We start from the raw sequence: 20,185 nt of genomic DNA on the forward strand, positions 1-20,185 counted from the left end.
AAGATGGGAAGTTGACATATGTGTGGAATTGTTGGTTTTATTAATACCCAAAAAACAGAACAAAAAGAACCAACTATTCAGAAAATGATGGACAAAATTATTCATCGTGGACCGAATAGTTCTGGGACTTATATAGATGATCACATTGCTTTAGGTTTTCGCCGGTTAAGCATTATTGACTTAGAAGGCGGAACACAACCGATTTATAATGAAGATGGGACTAAGGTGATTATCTTTAACGGAGAAATTTACGATTATCAAGTATTACGAGAAGAGTTAATCGCAAAAGGTCATCAATTTACGACAGAAGCAGATACAGAAGTTATTTTACATGGTTATGAAGAATACGGCCAAGATATTTTAAGTCGGTTACGAGGCATGTTTTCTTTTGCTATTTGGGATTTAGAAACTGAGGAGTTGTTTGGGGCAAGAGATCACTTTGGGATTAAGCCTTATTACTATGCAGAAATGAACGGAACTTTCATGTTTGGATCTGAAATTAAAAGTTTCTTAGTTCATCCAGATTTTAACAAACAGCTAAATAAAGAAGCTCTTAAACCTTATTTAACCTTCCAATATTCAGCCTTAGACGAAACGTTCTTTAAAGGAGTTCACCGTATTCCAGAAGGTCATTTCTTTACCTATAAACAAGGAGAGCTTCAAATTCAGCCTTATTGGGATGCTTCTTTTAAAGAAGAAGATATGAGCTTAGAAGAAGCGATTGATAAAATTGAAGCAGCAGTAGCTGAGTCAGTAGCGACCCATGCAGTCAGTGATGTAAAAGTAGGATCATTTTTATCCAGTGGGGTAGATTCTAGTTACGTTACCTCTGTTTTAAGACCAGATCATACTTTTTCAATTGGTTTTGGGGATAAGACTTATAATGAGTCTCATGAGGCAAAACGCTTAACGGATAAATTAGGTTTAAATAATACTTCTAAGTTAGTAACTGGAGAAGAAGCCTTTAATTATTTTCCGTTAATTCAGTATCATTTAGATGAACCAGATTCTAATCCTTCTTGTGTGCCTCTTTACTTTTTAGCTGAACTAGCTAGTAAAGAAGTAACCGTTGTTTTATCAGGTGAGGGAGCAGATGAATTGTTTGCAGGTTACCAAAACTATGGTTTCCATACACGGTCTAAAGCTGTCCGAGTGGTAGCTGAAGGGTTGAAAAAATTACCGAAAAAAGCTCGCTATTCGATTGCTAGACAAATCAAAAAAGCGCCTCACTTTAAAGGAAGTATGCACTTGTATACCTCACTAGCTAAAGCTGAAGACTTTTTCATTGGGCAAGCAAAAGTGTTTGAAGAAAGTGAAGCTTTAGATCTTTTAACTCCTTCTTACCGAATGAGTCCAAGTATTTCTGATATTGTCCAAAGTCAATATCAAAAATTACCAGCGGACATGCCAGAAGTTAAAAAAATGCAGTATCTAGATATCCATCAATGGATGCCAAAAGATATTTTACTGAAAGCAGATAAAATGAGCATGGCTCATTCGATTGAACTAAGAGTACCTTTACTAGACATTAAAATGATGGAATTGGCTGAGTCTATTCCAACTAAGTATTTACTTAATGCTGAAAACACTAAATATGCTTTTAGAAAAGCGGCTAATCGTCATTTACCTGATGAATGGGCAGACCGTGAAAAACTAGGGTTCCCAGTGCCGATTAAAGATTGGTTGAGAGAAGAAAAATTCTATCAACATGTGCGTCAGTTATTTACTGCAGAGTTTGTTTCTGAATTTTTTGATCAAGCGAAAATTTTGGATATGTTAGATAAAAATTACCGAGGAGAAAATAATGCCCGTCGTAAAATTTGGACAATTTTCACTTTCTTAACTTGGTATCAGATTTTCTTTATTGATGAAAAAGTTCCTGAAGTAGGAAATTTTTAATAGGATAACCTTTGTGGTGTTTTAGCCACGAAGGTTTTTTTATAAAAAATAGTAAAGAGTCTGAATGAAAACGGATATATCTGTGATTATTGGTTTATCTCACAAGTGTTATTTGCTATAATCAAAGGGTATGAGAAGGGGACGTGACAAGATGTTAGAATTAAAACAGATTATTCAGTTATTAAAAGAGCATCATTTATTAAAAGAAACGATTTACCGCAATCAGTGGCATTACGACGTTCCTCAAAGATTTTCCCAACAAACAGTTGAACAGTTGACTTATGACTCGCGGACAGCTAGTCCTCAGTCACTTTTTTTCTGTAAAGGCTTAGGGTTCCAAGTTAGCTATTTAGAAAAAGCCCTAAGTGCTGGAGCTAGTATATATGTGTCAGAAGATATTTATGAAGAAGAACTAGCAGAAAGTGCAGTTAGTCAAGATCATTTGGCAGTGATTGTCACGGATGTAAAAAAAGCGATGGCTGTGTTAGCGATGGCTTTTTATGACTATCCTCAGCAAGATTTACAAATTATTGGCTATACAGGGACAAAAGGCAAAACCACTGCGGCTTATTTCTGTAAAAATATTTTACAAGAAGCTACAGCTAACCATTTAGCGATGTTTTCTACTATGGAAACTATTTTAGATGGTGAGACGAGTGTTAAATCAACCTTAACAACTCCAGAATCATTGGACTTATACCGAATGATGCGGCAAGCAGTTGACTTTGGGATGACTCATTTAGTGATGGAAGTTTCTTCCCAAGCTTATAAAACGGAAAGAGTTTATGGGTTAACCTTTGATGTAGGAGTGTTTTTAAATATTTCACCAGATCATATTGGAGCAGTAGAGCATCCAACCTTTGATGATTATTTTTATTGTAAACGTCGCTTGTTAACTCAATCTAAACAAGTGATTTTAAATGCAGACTCTGATTATTTTTCTCTTATTTTAGAAACAGCTAACCGATATGCTGAGAAAGTTTGGACATATTCCGAAACAAATAAGGAAACAGATTATCAGTTTCAACCAGAAAAACCTGGTACTTTTAAGGTAACCAGTCAACAGGATCCTCTTCATTTAGTAGGGGAGTATGACATTTTACTGTCTGGAGATTTTAACCAAGGCAATGCGTTAAGTGGCATGATAGCTACTAGTTTAGTAGGAGCTAATCCCAAAGCTATTCACACAGGAGTTGCTAGGACTAAAGTCCCTGGACGTATGGAAAAACTTCAAACCAATCAAGGAGTATCTGTCTATATTGACTATGCTCATAATTATTTAAGTCTAAAAACTTTGTTATCTTTTGTCAGAGAAGAGCATCCTAAAGGACGTTTGCTGGTTGTGATTGGCAGTACAGGTGGAAAAGGTGTTAGCCGCCGAGCTGATTTTAGCCGAGTCCTATCTGAATTTGCAGATGAGGCAATTTTGACAACGGATGATCCTGGTAAGGAAGATCCCCTAGCGATTATTAGTGAAATTAAGCAAGGATTAGCTGAAACGGTGGTAACTAAGACCTTATTAGATAGGGAAGAAGCCATTCAATATGGTTTATCTCAATGTGGACCAGAAGATACCTTAGTATTAGCTGGTAAGGGAGCAGATTGTTATCAAATTGTTGGGACTGAGCGTCTTTCTTACCCAGGAGATTTAAATGTCGTAAATAAATTGATAGAAAGTGGTTATTAAAATGACGGAAACAAAGGAAATTGCTTTTCAGCCTTTATTACTGGGAAGTGACATCAATGTTTATGGAATGGCTCGTTCTTTTTATGAAGAGTACGGAATTGTATCAGAAGCTTTAGCCTCTGACCAATTAGCGCCAACTAAATATAGTAAAATTGTGAATGTTCATGTACATCCTGGTTTTGATACAGATCCAGTGTTTATCGAAGTAATGCGGGAGTATGCTAAAACTAAAGATGCTACCAAACCTTATTTAGTGATTGCTTGTGGAGATGGGTATGCAGAATTAGTTGCTAAACACCGAGAAGAATTAACAAAAGATTACGTGTGTCCAGGAAATGATTATCATTTATTTGAAAAACTGTTAAGTAAAGTTAGTTTTTATAACGTGTGTGAAGAATATCAACTGCCTTATCCTAAAACAGTAATCATTACCAAAGAAATGGCTGAAAATCCAGCTGCTATCGAGTTAACGTTTGATTTTCCTGTGGCGTTAAAACCAGCTAACAGTGTGGAATATTTAAGTGCTCAGTTTGAAGGACGTAAAAAAGCTTTTACCATTAAAACTAGAGAAGAGTTTGAACTGATTTTAGGTCGGGTATACGAAGCAGGTTACACCTCTGAGATGATTTGTCAGGACTTTATTCCAGGTGACGATTCTCATATGCGAGTGTTAAATGTGTATGTGGATCACCAGTCTAACGTTCGCATGATGTGTTTAGGTCATCCTTTACTGGAAGACCCAACTCCAGCGGCTATTGGGAATTACGTAGCCATTTTACCTGATTACAACGAAAAAATTTATCAAACCATTCAAAACTTTTTAGAAACTATTCACTACCGAGGGTTTGCTAACTTTGATATGAAATACGATCCTCGTGACGGCGAGTATAAATTATTTGAAATTAATTTACGTCAAGGACGTAGTAGTTTTTATGTGACACTAAATGGTTACAATCTAGCTCGTTATGTAACCGAAGACTTAATTTTCAATCGTCCATTTGAACAAACGATTTATGGAAAAGGCGATACACTATGGATGGGTGTTCCTAAAAAAATCTTTACAACTTATGTGAAAGATGGCTCTGATAAAGACCGAGGAATGGCAATGATCCATAAAGGAAATTATGGTACCACTGTATTTTATAACAAAGATCGTAATTTCCGTCGTCATTTATTAATGCGATATATGTTTTATAATTATCATGGACGCTTCAAAAAATACTTTAAAGAGAACAAGGGATAGACAATGAAAAAGTTTTTTACCATTTTAGGCGGCATGGGTACTTTGGCAAGTGAAAGCTTTGTACGAGTATTAAATGCCAGAACCACTGCTCATACAGATCAAGATTATTTAGACTATGTATTAGTCAATCATGCAACTGTTCCAGATAGAACCGCTTATATTTTAGGGGAATGTGAAGATAGTCCAGTTGAAGCGTTAACGGAAGATATTAAACAACACAGCTTACTAAGACCAGAATTTTTTGTGTTGACTTGTAATACTGCTCATACTTTTTATGATCAGTTGCAACAAGCTACCGATATTCCGATTCTTCACATGCCAAGACATGCGGCAAAAATTACTGAAACACGTTATGCACAAGCTGATAAAAAAATTAAAGTTGCTTTATTAGCTACTGAAGGAACGGTTCGTTCAGGTGTCTATGCTAAGGAATTTTCTTCGGATCAATTTGAATTTGTTTTACCTAATTCAGATGTGCAGCAAAAGATTATGGATTTAATTTACCGAGATATAAAAATTAATCAGTATTTAAATCATGCTTTGTATTTAGAAATTTTAGCAGATATGTTAGTGACTGAGGCTTGTGATGTGGCTATTTTAGGCTGTACGGAACTTTCCTTAATGGAAGAAAAATCTGCCCCTCATGATTTTCAAGTGGTGGATGCCCAGTCTGAGTTAATTGATTTAACTTTAAAACTAGCTACCTCTTCTCAAAAAGGAAGAGAGTTAAGTTAGTCAGTCTTTACATAAAAAAAGTTGGCTTTAGCTAAGTAAGTTATCTTACCGCTAAAACCAACTTTTTTAAAAGGCTTAGATTAAGTGTAAAAGAGAATAGAGAAGAACATGAAAGTAGCGCCGCCTAAAACAAACAAATGCCAAACTACGTGCATGAAAGGAACTTGTTTTAAGCTATAGAAAATGGCACCTAACGTATAAGTTACGCCGCCAGCTACTAGTAACCAAAAACCAGTGGAGCCTAAGCCTATCCATAAAGGTTTTAATGTGAATAAACATAGCCAGCCCATAATAATGTAAAGCAAAACATCTGCTTTGGTTTTTTTGTTGAAGAAAATAGATTTGTACAGAATACCTAATAAAGCAATGCCCCAAACTAAAAGCAGCATAAGAAATCCTGCCTTTTTAGGTAAAGCTAGTAAGCAAAATGGAGTGTAAGAACCAGCTATTAATAAATAAATGGAACTATGATCAAACACTTGAAACACTTTTTTTGCCTTGGTAAAAATCAGGCTGTGAAATAAAGTAGAACTTAAAAAAAGGATAATGAGAGAAACGCCGTAAATTAAATAAGCAAATAAGTGTTTAATAGAGGCTAATTGACTTGCTTTAATTAATAACAAGATTAACCCAGTAATACTGAGACCTGTTCCTAGACCATGGGTGACAGCATTCAAGGTTTCATTCCAAATGTAGTAGGTATTAGAAAACATTTTTTTATTCATGGAGCACCATCTTTCTGATAAATTTGAGTGAAAAAGCTTAGGGTATCTGTTATACTTAAAGTAATGATATTTGAATATATCTATTCTACACGAATAATCTTTTTTTTAAAAGAAAAGGATGGAGTATGAATATGAAAAAAATTAAAATTGTAACAGATTCATCATGTAATATGGACTATGAATTAGCAGAAAAGTTAGGCATTCACATTGTGTCTTTATCTGTCATGATTGATGACATTATCTATAAAGATATGGATTTGACTGGTCAGAAGTTTATGGAAATGATGAGTCAATCTCATGCTTTACCTAAAACCAGTCAACCGCCGATTGGTGAATTTGTCGAGTTATACGATGAGTTAGGACAAGATGGTAGTGAAGTTCTTTCCATCCATATGAATGAAATATTAAGTGGAACCGTCAGTGCGGCAAGACAGGCTGCTCAAATAACCAAAACCAATGTAACCGTTATAGATAGTAAGTTCACTGATCAAGCACTAGCCTTTCAAGTGGTTAAAGCAGCAGAAATGGCTGAGGCTGGCAGTACGATGGCAGAGATTTTAGCGGAATTAGAAAAAGTGAAAGAGAATACGCTGTTATACATCGGAGTAGCTAGTTTAGATAATTTAGTTAAAGGTGGTCGTATTAGCCGGGCGACAGGTATTTTATCTAATATCTTTAATATCCGAGTGGTAATGCAGTTACTAGATTCAGAATTAGTGACACAAGCAAAAGGCCGAGGGGCTAAAGCGTTTAATAAATGGTTTGCAGAAATGAAAGAAAGTATTAGCCATTTAAATCAAGTGAAAAAAATTGGGTTGACTCATGCAGATGGTCTAGCTACAGCAGAAGCTTTTGCTACCTCTCTTAAAGAGTTGTTCCCAGCAGCTGAGATAACCATTAGAGAGGCGAATTCAATTATTGCCACTCACACAGGTAGCGGAGCATTTGCAATTATGATTTATTCAGAATAAAATAAAGATAAGTAAAACAGATCACTAGCTGGTCTGTTTTTTTACTAGTTAAATGAACTTAGGATGTGAAAATAATGAAACAAAAGATACCATATATCAAAAAACTATTAGTGATGGTTGCTCTGTTTGCGCTATCCTTTGGGTTAAGTAGTTGGTTAATTCCCAGTGCTCCTAGTCGGTTAAAAGCGACGAATACACCAGTGGTTACTAATAAAGAACTTATTCATCTGGTAGCAGTAGGAGACTCTTTAACTGAAGGAGTTGGGGATACTACCGAAGCTGGAGGATACGTACCGTTATTAAAAAGTGGGTTAATGGACAGCTTAAATATTCCCGCTCTTGAAACAGTTAATTATGGTCGTTCTGGAGATAAAACTTGGCAAATTCAGCGGCGAATTGAAAAAAATCCTAAATTACAACAAGCCCTAAAAGAAGCAGATGCGATTACGTTAACTGTTGGGGGAAATGATTTAATGAAAGTAGTTAAGGCAGAGATGTTTAATGATATTACCCCTGAACTAGTTAAAAAGAAAGAAGTGGTCTATCAAAAAAAATTAACAGAACTTTATCAAACGTTGCGAAAATATAATGATCGAGCGCCTATTTATCAATTAGGAATTTATAATCCTTATTATATGAACTTTGAAGAGTTACCTAGCATGCAAGAAATTGTGAATCATTGGAATTTAGCTTCTAAAGAAATCGTAAAAGAAGAAAGAAAAGCTTTCTTTATTCCTATCAATGATTTAATTTATAAGGGAACTGAACAAAAAAACAGGGTGGATACAACTGACAGTAATGGCTCTAAAAAAGTGAATAATTTATTAAGTGATACAGATAATTTTCATCCGAATAATTTAGGCTATCAAGTCATTGCTAATGAGTTTCAAAAACAGATGATTGAAACAAAAAAATTATGGCTAGAAAAATAGGAGATAACAGGATGGCAAAAAAAAAGAAAACAAACAAGCAAGTTAAAGCAAAAGAAAATATTTGGAAATGGTTGTTTCTAGGGTTGGTGACTATTTTATTAGGGGTTAGTCTTACTGTAGTGACTCGGTTAAAAACCCAACGAGAACCTGCTTTTGAAAGCCCAAAAACAGCCTTAGTCAATCAAGGAGAACCTGCTTTTCAAATTCAACTAAAGAAAAAACAAATTAATCGGTTAATTGATTATTATTTAAATGAATTTTTAGGAGAAACAGGGGTTAAGTACCGTTTTTATTTAGAAGACCAAGCAATGTTAAAGGGAAATTTTAACTTATTAGGTCAAAAAATGGGGTTTTATTTGTATTTTGAGCCTTATGTTTTAGATAATGGGAATGTTTTACTGCAAGCGAAAAGTCTATCGATTGGTACTTTATCATTACCAGTGAAAGATATTTTACGTTATGTAGGCAATCAAATGAAAATTCCTGATTGGGTGGAAATTCAAAGTCAAAAAGAAGCAGTGGTGTTACATTTAGATCAGTTTCAACTGCAAAATGGCATGTATGCTAAAATGGAAAAAATTAACTTAATTGATGATGATATTCGGATGAATATCTATCTCCCTTTAGAAAAAGATAAAGAAAAATAGTTAGCCTAGGGGGAAATTAACTTGTTTTTCTCCTTCTAAGTGTGACTAATTGGAACTAATTAGCTCATCAGTTTAACTAACACATTGGAGTGAATAATATGCGTCGAAGTTTTTATCAATACATGGCAACATTAAGAGGACCAAATAGGCAAGATCCTTTAACTCATTTAGCTAATGAGTTAGATCAAGATTTAGGTTTTCCAAAGCAGTCACAAGATTATGAAGAAATCAGTCATTATTTAGAGGATAATGCTTATTACGTGACCAATATGGATCTATTTGATCAAGCTTGGGAACTATACCAAGAACATAATGATTAATCAGCTGCTTTAAACTAGGTAGTCAATAAATTTATTAAATTTATAAAAAACTATATTCAAACAAACTATTTAATGATAGAATAGCATGTGAGTAAAAAATGTAACATTTTAGTAATATTTGAATGAATATAGTAGTCTTGTAAGAAGTTTGACTGATTAATCAAGGTTTTTATCAGTAATATATTTCATTTTTTTGTAATATAATGCAAAAAAAATCAAATATATCCCAGTTTTAAGCTTAAATAAGACAATTATGTAACAAAAAAGACAAAACAGGAGGCATTCGTGTGGCTGGTAGTAAAAAAAGATATATTGGCGGATTAGATGGGTTAAGAGCCATCGCAATTTTATTGGTATTAGCTTACCATTTTCATCTGCCTTTTGTACGTGGAGGATTTATTGGAGTGGACATTTTCTTTGTTCTCTCAGGTTATTTGATAACTAGCCATTTGTTGATAGAGTGGAATACAACTAAAACCTTTGATTTAAAAAAATTCTGGTTAAAAAGGATCAGGCGTCTAATTCCTGCCGTCTTTTTTATGATTATCGTTACCTTATGTGTGTCTTTTCTCGTTTTTCCAGAAAGTGTCTGGCGTAACTTAAAAGACGGAGTGGCTGCTTTTTTCTATGTGAGCAACTGGTGGTATATTTTTGAAAAAGTCCCTTACTTTGATTTATATAGTGTCCCAACTCCTTTGAAACATTTATGGTCATTAGCGATTGAGGAACAGTTTTATATTTTTTGGCCATTAATTTTATTAGGCGCTTTAAAATTATTAAAGAAAAGACAGCATGTGTTGAAACTTATTGTAGGAGGGATTATGACCTCCGCTATTTTAATGGCAGTGTTGTATGAACCAACCAGTATTGACCGAGTTTATTACGGAACAGATACTAGAGCTTTCGCTTTATTAATTGGTTGTGGGTTAGCTTTTGTCTGGCCTTACTATTTATTTACTGAAAAAATTGAACCTAAAGCTAGAAGGGTTTTAGATGGTATAGGAGTGGTGGCCTTAGTTAGTTTACTTATGTTAGCTAACCGGTTAAATGAGTATCAAGCTTTTCTATACTATGGTGGATTCTTTTTAGTTGCCTGTTTAACCGCTATTTTATTAGCTGTTTTAGTTCATCCATCTACTTGGTTAGGCAAACTATTAGCTTTACCTCCTTTTACTTGGTTAGGTAAACGCTCTTATAGTATCTATTTGTGGCATTATCCTGTTGTGACTTTATTTACCCCAGTGAAAAGTATTGGGACTTTCCATCCTTGGTTAATGGCAGGTCAACTTGGGATGATTTTACTTCTTTCTACTTTTTCTTTTTACTTTGTAGAAGAACCTATCAGACGTTTTGGTTGGCAAGGGGCTTTCAAAGAACGAAAATTATTAGCTCCAACGCATAAAAAAACATTATGGGTAATGGTAGTAAGTTTACTAATTGGTGGAGTTAGCTTATTTATTGGTAGTCAACGATTAGAAGCTAGTTATAATCAACAAGGTCATTCTGAAAGTAAATTAAACGACTATGTTGAAAAAACTCAACCAAAACAACCGAAACCTGAAGTGAAAATTCCAGTCGACCGAGTGTTAATAGTAGGAGACTCTATTATATTAAGAGCCAAAGAGGAATTGGAAAAAAATATTCCTCAAGTGAGGGTAGACGGAAAAGTCGGCAGACAACTAGTAGATGCAGTTGACTTATTAAATGATAAGTACAAAGACTACAATAATAAACGTTCTGTGGTATTCATAGAATTAGGTTCTAATAGTCCATTTGATGAAAAAGAGTTAACTAAGTTGTTGGCAAAATTAAATCAAGCTCATGTATTTTTGATTAATACTCGGGTACCTCGTAACTGGGAAACAGAAGTGAATCAAATGTTAGCTCAAGGAAGTGACACACATCCCAATGTCACCTTGTTAGATTGGCATAGTGCAGCCTTAAATGCTCCTGGCTTACTGGAACCAGACGGTATTCATCTGAACCAAGAGGGTGTTAAGTATTATATTCAAATGATCACCCAAGCCTTAGAGCCCTATCAAATTATAGAAGATAAGGTTGAAAAAGAGAAAAAAACAGATAAACCAACAGAAGAATCAGGAGAAAAAGCGAGTGAATCTTAGCTTTTTCTCTTTTTTTCTTTTGTGTGAAGACAGATAATGCTAAGATAATGGTAAGAGTTAACTTAGTGGAAAATAAATGAATAAGCGAGGAAAATAGATGGAATGGTGGAGTCGGTTTAAGGACAATGATAGTTTAAGAAGGACAAGCGTTTTAGCGTTTATCTGTGTGATGTTATATGTGACACGGAGTATTATTAGCTTGGTATTATTAACCTTTATTTTAACGTATTTAAGTACAAGATTAGTCAATTGGGGACACCGAAAAACCCATGTTTCTAAAAAGATTTTAGCGATTATATGGTATGTGGCAATAGGGGGCTTTCTTTATATAGCTTTAACTAAATATTTGCCTATTTTATTTAATCAAACCTTTGCTATGATTGAATCTGTTTTTAATTTTTATCAACAGCCAGATCAAAATTCTAAATTGTTAGATTGGATTGGTAAAAATATTAGCTTCAATGAAATAAGAGAGCATGTTACTTCAGGGGTGAAGGTAATATTTACGACGTTGTCGAGTATTGGGTCAATGGGGGTTACCTTTTTACTGTCTCTTGTTTTAAGCTTTTTCTTTATTATTGAAGTGGATTGGGTGAAAAGTTTTAGTCACTCGTTTTTAACAAGTAAGATTGGGTTATTTTGTGAAGATGTAGCTTATTTAGGGAAAAAATTTACCAATACTTTTGGCGTCGTATTAGAAGCTCAATTTTTAATTGCCGTGATTAATACTGGTTTAACTGTATTAGGTCTTTCTATTATGAAGTTTCCTCAATTATTAAGTCTTGCTTTAATGGTATTTATTTTAAGTTTAATTCCTGTGGCAGGTGTGATTATTTCTTGTATTCCTTTAACCTTAATAGGCTATTCTATTGGCGGGGTGCAGCATGTGGTTTATATTTTAATCATGATTACCGTTATCCACGCTTTAGAGTCTTATATTTTAAATCCTAAATTAATGAGTAGTAAAACTAACTTACCTGTTTTCTATGTGTTTGTAGTATTAATGTTTTCTGAGAAATTTTTTGGTGTATGGGGGTTAATTACAGGTATTCCTGTGTTTGTCTTTATTTTAGATTTGTTAGAAGTGAAACATGAAACTGCTCATTCCACAAAAAAAGTCGAGTAATTTTTCTCGACTTTTTTTCTTTGTTTTTTTATTAGTTGGATGTTAATTCAATATCAATAATATGTGGTTTATTGTGAATCCGAAAAGGAAATTTACTATTACTTAGTCCTCGGCTAACAAATAGTGTCGTGCCAGAAGATTTATCAATGTATTTACCATTGACAAGTTTAGGTAAGAAACCTTGATCTGGTGAGTATAATCCGTCAATAAAGGGCAACCGAACTTGGCCACCGTGAGCATGTCCAGAAAAAATAGCCGTTAAGGGATAGCGTTGAAAAGCTTTTGTGTAGGCTAAAAACTTTTCTGGATGATGGGCTAATAGTAATCTAACAGACGGAAATAAGGCTAATTTATCCAATTCCATTTGTGGCAAATTAGTTTCTTCATTTTTTAACCCAATAATAGTAAGAGGTTCATGATTAATGTGGGCAATAGTAGCTTGGTTTTCTAAGATCACTGCATTGGTTTTTAAAATCAGTTGCCGCCAAGCTTGGTATTGGCCACTAGTGCGTTCATGATTGCCTTCAATCAAATAAGTTGGGGCAATCGTGGTTAAGTCATTGATAAAGGTAGCTAAGTTAGACTGAGAAACATCATCTGTTCGGTCGATGGTATCTCCTGTAATTAAAATTAAGGCTGGGTGTTTTAAGCGAATTTGTTTGAGAATTTTTTGCTTGTTCACCCGTAAACGGCCATTATGAATGTCAGAAAGATGGATAACATGTTCACCTTCCATTGTTTGTGGTAAGTCTTTAATGGTTAACTTTTCTTGTGTCAATTGTAGTTGCCTATTCGTCCAGTAGCCATACAGACAGAAAATACCTGCTAGGCCAATGAAAATCCTTAAAAAATGGACAAAAAACACATCCTCACTCCCTTTGTCTAAGAATGGCTTCATTATAGAGCAACTTTATTCAGAATAGCTATAGGATAGGAATAATTTTAAAAATTATTAAAGAGTTCAATCCACAGAAGGGAAGACAACAGACAGGGTTCTTGTTTTTTTTAAACAGAAGTGCTATACTTAAAACAGATTGATAGTGATTAGGAGAGTGAGCGTTATGCGCTCACTCTTTTTAATGAAAAAAATTCTAAAAAGGAGGCGAAAAAGATTGAGCAGTGTAGTAGAAACTGTTACGGGAGTAGTAACGCCAATCTTGAACGAACTAAATTTTGAACTGGTAGACGTGGAATTTGTCAAAGAAGGGAAAAATTGGTTTCTCCGAGTATTTATCGATAAGCCAAAAGGAATCGATATTGAAGAATGTGCTTTAGTTAGTGAAAAATTAAGCGAAATAATGGACACTTTGGATCCAGATCCGATTCCACAAGCTTACTTTTTAGAAGTCTCTTCTCCAGGCGCAGAACGGCCCCTTAAAAAAGAAGAAGATTATCAACAAGCGGTAGGAGACTACATTCATGTTTCACTTTATTCTCAAGTAGAAGGTGAAAAACAATATGATGGGTTTTTAGATGAAGTAACAAAAGAAACCTTAACGATGACAATTCGGATTAAAACACGAGAAAAACAGATAACATTTGAACGTAAAAATATAGCGAAAGCAAGACTTGCGATTCAGTTTTAATGAGAGATGGAGGCAAACAAGAAAATGAGTAAGGAAATGTTGAGCGCATTGGAGGCACTAGAGCAAGAAAAAGGAATTTCAAAAGACATAGTCATTGAAGCCTTGGAAGCTGCATTAGTCTCAGCATATAAACGTCATTATGGTCAAGCTCAAAACGTTGAAGTAGAGTTTGAACAAAAGAAAGGAAACATTCACGTTTACGCTGTTAAAGAAGTAACAGAAGAAGTTATGGACTCACAACTTGAGGTTAGTTTAAAAGAAGCTTTAACGATTAACCCAGCTTATGAGTTAGGTGATACTATTCGCTTTGAAGTGACACCAAAAGATTTTGGCCGAATTGCTGCTCAAACAGCCAAACAAGTTATTTTACAACGCGTAAGAGAAGCAGAACGGACCATTATTTATAACGAATTTAGCGAATATGAAAATGATATTATGACAGGGATTGTAGAACGTCAAGACCGCCGATATATCTATGTTAACTTAGGTAAAATTGAAGCAGTTTTATCTCGTCAAGATCAAATTCCTAATGAAGTTTATCAACCACATGACCGAATTAAAGTGTATGTTTCTAAAGTTGAAAACACATCTAAAGGACCTCAAGTTTTCGTTAGTCGTAGTCATCCAGATCTATTGAAACGGTTATTTGAACAAGAAATTCCAGAAGTGTATGATGGTATTGTTGAAATTGTTAGCATTGCCAGAGAAGCAGGAGACAGAGCTAAAGTAGCAGTTCGTTCAATAGATCCAAACGTAGACCCAGTTGGAACCTGTGTTGGACCAAAAGGACAACGGGTTCAAGCCATTGTTAACGAATTAAAAGGGGAAAACATGGATATTGTGGAATGGAATGAAGATCCAGCGATCTTTATTGCTAATGCCTTAAATCCAGCTGAAGTTCAAGAAGTTATTTTCTCTGAAGGAGAACGTTCTTGTACAGTGGTAGTACCTGACTATCAATTATCCTTAGCTATTGGTAAACGAGGACAAAATGCTCGTCTAGCAGCTAAATTAACTAATTATAAAATTGATATTAAATCAGAGTCTGATATGTTACAACAAAAAGAAGAAGCTGAAACAGAAGCAGTAGTTAGTGAAGAAATAGTCAATGACGAAGTAGTTTCTGCTGCTGAAGTGACACCAGTTGAACCAGACTTAGATAACGAGTTAGCTGAACAAGATGAGAGATAACTATTAGGAGGGCCAAATAGATGAATAAACGCAAAATTCCTTTAAGAAAATGTGTTGTTTCAGGTGAAATGAAGCCTAAAAAAGAAATGGTTAGAATTGTTCGCTCAAAAGAAGGAGCCGTTTCGATTGATCCTTCAGGCAAACAACCAGGCCGAGGAGCTTATGTTTCCATTGATCCTGTTGTTGTTAAAAAAGCTTGGGAAGATCATACATTAGATAGAATTTTAAGCACTAAATTATCTGATGATTTTTACCAAGAGCTACATGACTATGTTGCTCACCAAAAAGCAAGACAGGAATTATTTGGCAATGACAAATGAACAACGAATTCTTAATTTAATTGGTTTAGCCTTACGGGCAAGAAAAATAGTTACCGGAGAAGAATTTGTGATTAAAGAAATTCAAAGTAACCGGGCAAACATGGTTTTTTTAGCCAGTGATGCTAGTCCTAGTACACAAAAAAAGATTCAAAATAAATGTACCTACTATAACGTTCCTTGTGTGACATTATTTACAACAGAGCAGTTATCTCAAGCTATGGGAAAACCTCGCAAAAGTTGTGCTTTATGTGACGCTGGATTTGCAAAGAAGGTGCATGAACTAATATAAAGTTAGGAAGGTGATTGTATGAGTAAAACAAGAGTATATGAATTAGCTAAAGAGATAAAACAATCCAGTAAGGTGATTATTGATAAAGCACATGCTCTAGGAATCGACGTGAAGAATCACATGACCACGCTAAGTGAGGAAAATGAAACAAAGCTACGTCAAGCGTTTCAACATGGAAAGAGTACTAATGTAACCTCAACACATTCCAAACAAACCCAACAAATAAAAAATTCTAAGGGAAATGAACCAGCTAAGAATCAAACGAAAACAACCAATTCCCGTAAAGAAGAAGGAAAGCAGAATCAAAAACAGAATATGAAGAAACCAACACAAACGAATCAAAACAATCCAAACCAAAAACCAGGCAACAAAAATCAACGAAATAAACCACCTTATAACAAATTTAATAAAAAAGGTAAAAAAGGCAAACGTCATCAGCAAGAAAAACAAAAACCAGCTGTGCCACCACGTAAATTCCGTGAGTTACCTGAAGTATTAGAGTATAAAGATGGTATGACTGTAGCAGACATTGCTAAAAAAATTCATAGAGAACCTGCAGAAATTATTAAAAAATTATTGCTATTAGGTGTTATGGCTAACCAAAACCAATCTTTAGATAAAGAAACGATTGAGTTATTAGCTATGGATTACGGTATGCAAGCAGAAGAAAAAATCGAAGTAGACGTAGCGGACATTGATAAATTCTTTGATGAGTTAGAGTTAGATGAAGATAAATTAATGACTCGTCCACCTGTTGTCACTATTATGGGACACGTTGACCATGGTAAAACAACTCTTCTAGATGCCTTACGTCATACAAAAGTAACCCAAGGAGAAGCTGGGGGAATTACCCAACATATTGGGGCTTACCAAATTGAGCTGAACGATAAACCAATTACCTTCTTGGATACTCCAGGACATGCGGCTTTCACTAGTATGCGAGCAAGAGGTGCTAGTATTACAGACGTAACGATTTTAGTTGTAGCAGCTGACGATGGGGTTATGCCTCAAACAGTTGAAGCAATCAACCATGCTAAAGCAGCAGGAGTGCCAATTATTGTAGCAGTTAACAAAATTGACAAACCAACAGCTAATCCAGACCGAGTCATGCAAGAATTAACGGAATATGGTCTTGTACCAGAAGCTTGGGGTGGAGATACTATTTTTGTTCCAATCTCTGCTAAATTCAGTCAAAATATTGATGAACTATTAGAGATGATTATCTTAGTATCAGAAATGCAAGAACTAAAAGCTGATCCAACTCATTTAGCAATGGGAACAGTGATTGAAGCTCGTCTTGATAAAGGTAAAGGACCAGTTGTCACCTTACTTGTTCAACAAGGTACTTTACACGTAGGAGATCCAATTGTAGTCGGAAATACTTACGGACGTGTCCGAGTAATGACTAATGATATTGGTCGCCGTGAAAAATCAGTGGGACCATCTGCACCAGTAGAAATCACTGGATTAAATGATGTTCCTCAAGCTGGGGATCACTTTGTGGTCTTTGAAGATGAAAAAACAGCTCGTGCCTCTGGTGAAGAACGTGCTAAACGTGCTTTACAAGAACAACGTGCAGTTACTCATGCAGTCACTCTTGACAATTTATTTGAAAGCTTAAAAGAAGGGGAATTAAAAGAAGTTAATGTGATTATTAAAGCTGACGTACAAGGTTCAGCTGAAGCCCTATCTGCAAGTTTACAAAAAATTGAAGTAGAAGGCGTTCGAGTGAAAATCGTTCATGCTGCTGTAGGAGCAATCAACGAAAGTGATATTACATTAGCTGCAGCAAGTAATGCTATTATTATCGGCTTTAACGTGCGACCTACGCCACAAGCAAAAGTTGAAGCAGAATCAGAACTTGTAGATATTCGTTTACACCGAGTAATCTATAACGCGATTGACGAAATTGAAACGGCTATGAAAGGCATGCTTGAACCTGAATACAAAGAAGTTATTACAGGTCAAATGGTAGTCCGTGAAACCTTTAAAGTATCTAAAGTAGGAACTATTGGTGGTTGCTATGTGACTGAAGGTTATATCAAACGTGATAGCGGTGTTCGAGTAATTCGTGATGGTATTGTTATTTATGAAGGCGAACTAGCTAGTCTGAAACGATTTAAAGATGATGCAAAAGAAGTTAAACTTGGCTACGAATGCGGGGCTATGGTTGAAAACTTTAATGATCTTAAAGTGGATGATGTAATTGAAGCTTATATTATGGAAGAAATCAAACGGGCTTAATAACCTTATTTAAGTCAAAAGGAGGAGGATGAATTATGGCAAAATATCGTGATCGACGTGTGGGTCAAGAAATTTTAAAAGAAGTAAATGATATCCTTCAAAAGAAAGTAAAAGACCCTAGAATTAAAGGAATTACTGTCACAGATGTACGTGTAACAGGAGATTTGCAACAAGCAACGATTTTTTACAGTATCTTATCTGATAATGAAAAAGAAATCGAAGCAGTTGCTTTAGGATTAGAAAAAGCGAAAGGTTTAATCAGAAAAGAATTAGGCCAACGTTTATCTATTTACACTACACCAGAATTAATTTTTGAACGAGATGCTTCTATTCAATATGGTTCACATATTGATGAATTGATTCGTCAATTACATGAAAAAGAATAATAAATAAGACTGTGAATTTTCACAGTCTTATTTTATTGCTATTGATTAATGATTCTCTTTAATATTTAGATAAAAAAAAAGAGTGAAGAGGGGAATCTTCACTCTTTTTTTGGGGTGTTCTCTGGACTTGTGAATAGATTATCCTTCATATCTATTACATCCAAAGAACCGTCACGAGAAAATTTACAAATAGAAGGAAGTTGCGTTATGTTCAACTCTTCTAGGAAGGAACGCTTAGTTGCTTGCTGCTTGATAGTGCTTAAATCTAAATAATAACGTTGGGTAGTATCAAAGGGAACAGAATGAATCAAATCCGCAGTGAATTCCCGACAACGAGGACAATTAGAGTCTAAGATAATCGTATAAAAATCTGTTTCTGTGTTAGTTATCTTATCCTGTAGCTGTTGGTAAGAAATACCGATATATTTTTCTTCTCTACCGTTTGAAATGGTAAGAGGATGTCCTTTCGAGTTGCTTTTTAAGTTGGTATAAACAAAAAGTAAACTCACAATTAGGCAAACAGCAATAAAAGTTCTTTTTGTCACGGAATACTATCCTTTCAAACATCTAAATAGTAATCTATCATTGAACAAAAACAGTATAACATAGAATATTCATCTATGATTATCTAGATTTGGTTAGAATTAAGTCAATTTGGTATAAAAAGCATAAAAAAATCCCCCTGATATTGAAAAACCAGGAGGAAAAGATCTTTATTTAACAACCATCACGTTACATTTGGAGTGGGTGACAACGTAAGAGGTAGTCGAGCCGATGAAAACACGTCCCATCGCATTAAGTCCGGTTGCCCCAATCATAATTAAATCAATAGGCTCATCTGCTTCATCAAAATTAACAATGGTACTTTTTGGTACACCAAATTCAATGATACATTTAACAGAGGTTAAACCAGATTGCATGGCTTTAGCTACATATTTATTCATCTCTTCTTCAGCATTTTGTTTCAAATCTGACATAACTTCCTGGGTGTAAAGCGTTAACTGGCTCCAATAGTTAGAGGAATTGTCAATAATATGCAAAATATACAAAGTGGCATCATTTCGTTTGGCAACTGCAACAGCTTCTTCAAAAGCATTTTCTGATTGTTTAGAACCATCCATAGGTACTAAGATATTTTTATAACGGTCTATCATAAAAATCCCTCCTTTTATTTATTATAACATACTATTCCTTTTTTTATTGGTATTTACCCAAGTCAGACTATGAAAAGGCAAAATGATTGCGCTTTCTATATAAAATATATTAAAATAGAAACAATCAAAGAAAAGGAGGAATCATGATGGTAAATAAAGATCAATTAAAAGGAAAAGCAGAAGAACTAAAAGGAAAAGTGACTGGAGACGACAGTGAAGAGTTAAAAGGGAAGGTCACTGGAGCTATTGGTAAAGCAAAAGAAAAAGTAGAAGAAACGGTAGATGAAGTAGCTGGCAAGATTAATGATCAATTAGAGAAACACGACCGTCAAGACTCCTAGTTATTTGTTAACTATTATTAGCCAAGTAAAATGGATCCATTTTACTTGGCATTTTTTTGTTAGGCTAAAAAAGTTACTAGCTTTAGTTGATTTTAATAACTATTCGCGTTAAACTATTAACAGTTGTTCCTGTAGCTCAGTAGGATAGAGCAATCGCCTCCTAAGCGATAGGCCGCTGGTTCGATTCCAGTCAGGAACGTTAAGAATAACAAGCCCTCTAAATAATTGTCTTAAATATGAGACAGTTATTTAGAGGGCTTTTTCTT

The 20,185-nt window shown here is 34.8% G+C and carries 21 protein-coding genes and 1 tRNA gene; 18 read left to right on the forward strand and 4 right to left on the reverse strand.

Annotated elements, in window-relative coordinates; all coding sequences use genetic code 11:
• Positions 1–18 precede the first annotated feature (18 nt).
• The 4 genes from asnB (at position 19) to C7P63_RS01315 (ending at position 5,564) form a co-directional block, all read left to right on the forward strand.
• Positions 19–1,899: an asparagine synthase (glutamine-hydrolyzing) gene (asnB, locus tag C7P63_RS01300; protein ID WP_125942352.1), complete on the forward strand. Its 1,881-nt coding sequence runs from the start codon at positions 19–21 to the stop codon at positions 1,897–1,899.
• Between the two features lie 151 nt (positions 1,900–2,050).
• The gene (locus tag C7P63_RS01305; protein WP_125942353.1) at positions 2,051–3,586 is read left to right on the forward strand and encodes a UDP-N-acetylmuramoyl-L-alanyl-D-glutamate--L-lysine ligase; all 1,536 of its coding nucleotides are present in this window, start codon (positions 2,051–2,053) and stop codon (positions 3,584–3,586) included.
• Position 3,587: 1 nt separating this feature from the next.
• On the forward strand, positions 3,588–4,829 hold the full coding sequence (locus tag C7P63_RS01310) for a carboxylate--amine ligase (RefSeq protein WP_125942354.1): 1,242 nt from the start codon (positions 3,588–3,590) through the stop codon (positions 4,827–4,829).
• Positions 4,830–4,832: 3 nt separating this feature from the next.
• A complete protein-coding gene (locus tag C7P63_RS01315; protein ID WP_125942355.1) occupies positions 4,833–5,564 on the forward strand; it encodes an amino acid racemase in 732 nt (243 codons plus the stop codon).
• A gap of 80 nt (positions 5,565–5,644) precedes the next feature.
• Here the strand turns inward: C7P63_RS01315 and trhA are convergent, their stop codons facing one another.
• Complete coding sequence (trhA, locus tag C7P63_RS01320) at positions 5,645–6,289, reverse strand: PAQR family membrane homeostasis protein TrhA (protein ID WP_125942356.1); 645 nt, start codon at positions 6,287–6,289, stop codon at positions 5,645–5,647.
• A gap of 131 nt (positions 6,290–6,420) precedes the next feature.
• On the opposite strand from trhA, the gene C7P63_RS01325 reads away from it, so the two are divergent.
• From C7P63_RS01325 to C7P63_RS01350, 6 genes are all read left to right on the forward strand, one after another.
• Positions 6,421–7,260, forward strand: a complete 840-nt coding sequence (locus C7P63_RS01325; RefSeq protein WP_125942357.1) for a DegV family protein — start codon at positions 6,421–6,423, stop codon at positions 7,258–7,260.
• A gap of 74 nt (positions 7,261–7,334) precedes the next feature.
• Positions 7,335–8,192, forward strand: coding sequence for an SGNH/GDSL hydrolase family protein (locus C7P63_RS01330; RefSeq protein WP_125942358.1), 858 nt, complete (start codon positions 7,335–7,337; stop codon positions 8,190–8,192).
• Between the two features lie 11 nt (positions 8,193–8,203).
• Entirely contained in the window at positions 8,204–8,839 is a 636-nt protein-coding gene (locus C7P63_RS01335; RefSeq protein WP_243640779.1) for a YpmS family protein, read from the forward strand.
• Between the two features lie 98 nt (positions 8,840–8,937).
• Positions 8,938–9,159, forward strand: coding sequence for a YozE family protein (locus C7P63_RS01340; RefSeq protein WP_125942360.1), 222 nt, complete (start codon positions 8,938–8,940; stop codon positions 9,157–9,159).
• Positions 9,160–9,446: 287 nt separating this feature from the next.
• Complete coding sequence (locus tag C7P63_RS01345) at positions 9,447–11,282, forward strand: acyltransferase family protein (protein ID WP_165863740.1); 1,836 nt, start codon at positions 9,447–9,449, stop codon at positions 11,280–11,282.
• Between the two features lie 97 nt (positions 11,283–11,379).
• Complete coding sequence (locus C7P63_RS01350; RefSeq protein WP_125942362.1) at positions 11,380–12,408, forward strand: AI-2E family transporter; 1,029 nt, start codon at positions 11,380–11,382, stop codon at positions 12,406–12,408.
• A gap of 31 nt (positions 12,409–12,439) precedes the next feature.
• Here C7P63_RS01350 and C7P63_RS01355 read toward each other — a convergent pair whose 3' ends face one another.
• Complete coding sequence (locus C7P63_RS01355; RefSeq protein WP_165863741.1) at positions 12,440–13,273, reverse strand: metallophosphoesterase; 834 nt, start codon at positions 13,271–13,273, stop codon at positions 12,440–12,442.
• Positions 13,274–13,520: 247 nt separating this feature from the next.
• On the opposite strand from C7P63_RS01355, the gene rimP reads away from it, so the two are divergent.
• From rimP to rbfA, 6 genes are read left to right on the forward strand one after another with little or no spacing between them, the layout of a single operon-like run.
• Positions 13,521–13,994 carry a ribosome maturation factor RimP gene (gene rimP, locus C7P63_RS01360; RefSeq protein WP_125942364.1) on the forward strand — a complete coding sequence of 158 codons (474 nt, stop codon included), beginning with the start codon at positions 13,521–13,523 and terminating at the stop codon, positions 13,992–13,994.
• A 24-nt stretch (positions 13,995–14,018) separates the two neighbouring features.
• Entirely contained in the window at positions 14,019–15,185 is a 1,167-nt protein-coding gene (gene nusA, locus C7P63_RS01365; protein ID WP_125942365.1) for a transcription termination factor NusA, read from the forward strand.
• A gap of 20 nt (positions 15,186–15,205) precedes the next feature.
• Positions 15,206–15,505, forward strand: coding sequence for an RNase P modulator RnpM (gene rnpM, locus C7P63_RS01370; RefSeq protein ID WP_125942366.1), 300 nt, complete (start codon positions 15,206–15,208; stop codon positions 15,503–15,505).
• Positions 15,495–15,794 carry a YlxQ-related RNA-binding protein gene (locus C7P63_RS01375; RefSeq protein ID WP_125942367.1) on the forward strand — a complete coding sequence of 100 codons (300 nt, stop codon included), beginning with the start codon at positions 15,495–15,497 and terminating at the stop codon, positions 15,792–15,794. The genes rnpM and C7P63_RS01375 overlap by 11 nt, the downstream gene beginning before the upstream one ends.
• 18 nt (positions 15,795–15,812) lie before the next feature.
• Complete coding sequence (gene infB / locus C7P63_RS01380) at positions 15,813–18,038, forward strand: translation initiation factor IF-2 (RefSeq protein ID WP_125942368.1); 2,226 nt, start codon at positions 15,813–15,815, stop codon at positions 18,036–18,038.
• A gap of 35 nt (positions 18,039–18,073) precedes the next feature.
• Positions 18,074–18,424: a 30S ribosome-binding factor RbfA gene (gene rbfA, locus C7P63_RS01385; RefSeq protein WP_125942369.1), complete on the forward strand. Its 351-nt coding sequence runs from the start codon at positions 18,074–18,076 to the stop codon at positions 18,422–18,424.
• Between the two features lie 98 nt (positions 18,425–18,522).
• Here rbfA and C7P63_RS01390 read toward each other — a convergent pair whose 3' ends face one another.
• Positions 18,523–18,969 (reverse strand): hypothetical protein, encoded by a 447-nt coding sequence (locus C7P63_RS01390; RefSeq protein ID WP_125942370.1) that lies wholly within the window; start codon positions 18,967–18,969, stop codon positions 18,523–18,525.
• A gap of 168 nt (positions 18,970–19,137) precedes the next feature.
• On the reverse strand, positions 19,138–19,578 hold the full coding sequence (locus C7P63_RS01395) for a universal stress protein (RefSeq protein ID WP_125942371.1): 441 nt from the start codon (positions 19,576–19,578) through the stop codon (positions 19,138–19,140).
• 146 nt (positions 19,579–19,724) lie between these two features.
• On the opposite strand from C7P63_RS01395, the gene C7P63_RS01400 reads away from it, so the two are divergent.
• Complete coding sequence (locus C7P63_RS01400) at positions 19,725–19,919, forward strand: CsbD family protein (protein WP_125942372.1); 195 nt, start codon at positions 19,725–19,727, stop codon at positions 19,917–19,919.
• Between the two features lie 125 nt (positions 19,920–20,044).
• Positions 20,045–20,118 (forward strand) — tRNA-Arg (locus C7P63_RS01405).
• The last annotated feature ends 67 nt before the right edge of the window (positions 20,119–20,185 follow it).

The organism is Vagococcus humatus, from assembly GCF_003950325.1.
Lineage (GTDB): Bacteria > Bacillota > Bacilli > Lactobacillales > Vagococcaceae > Vagococcus_C > Vagococcus_C humatus.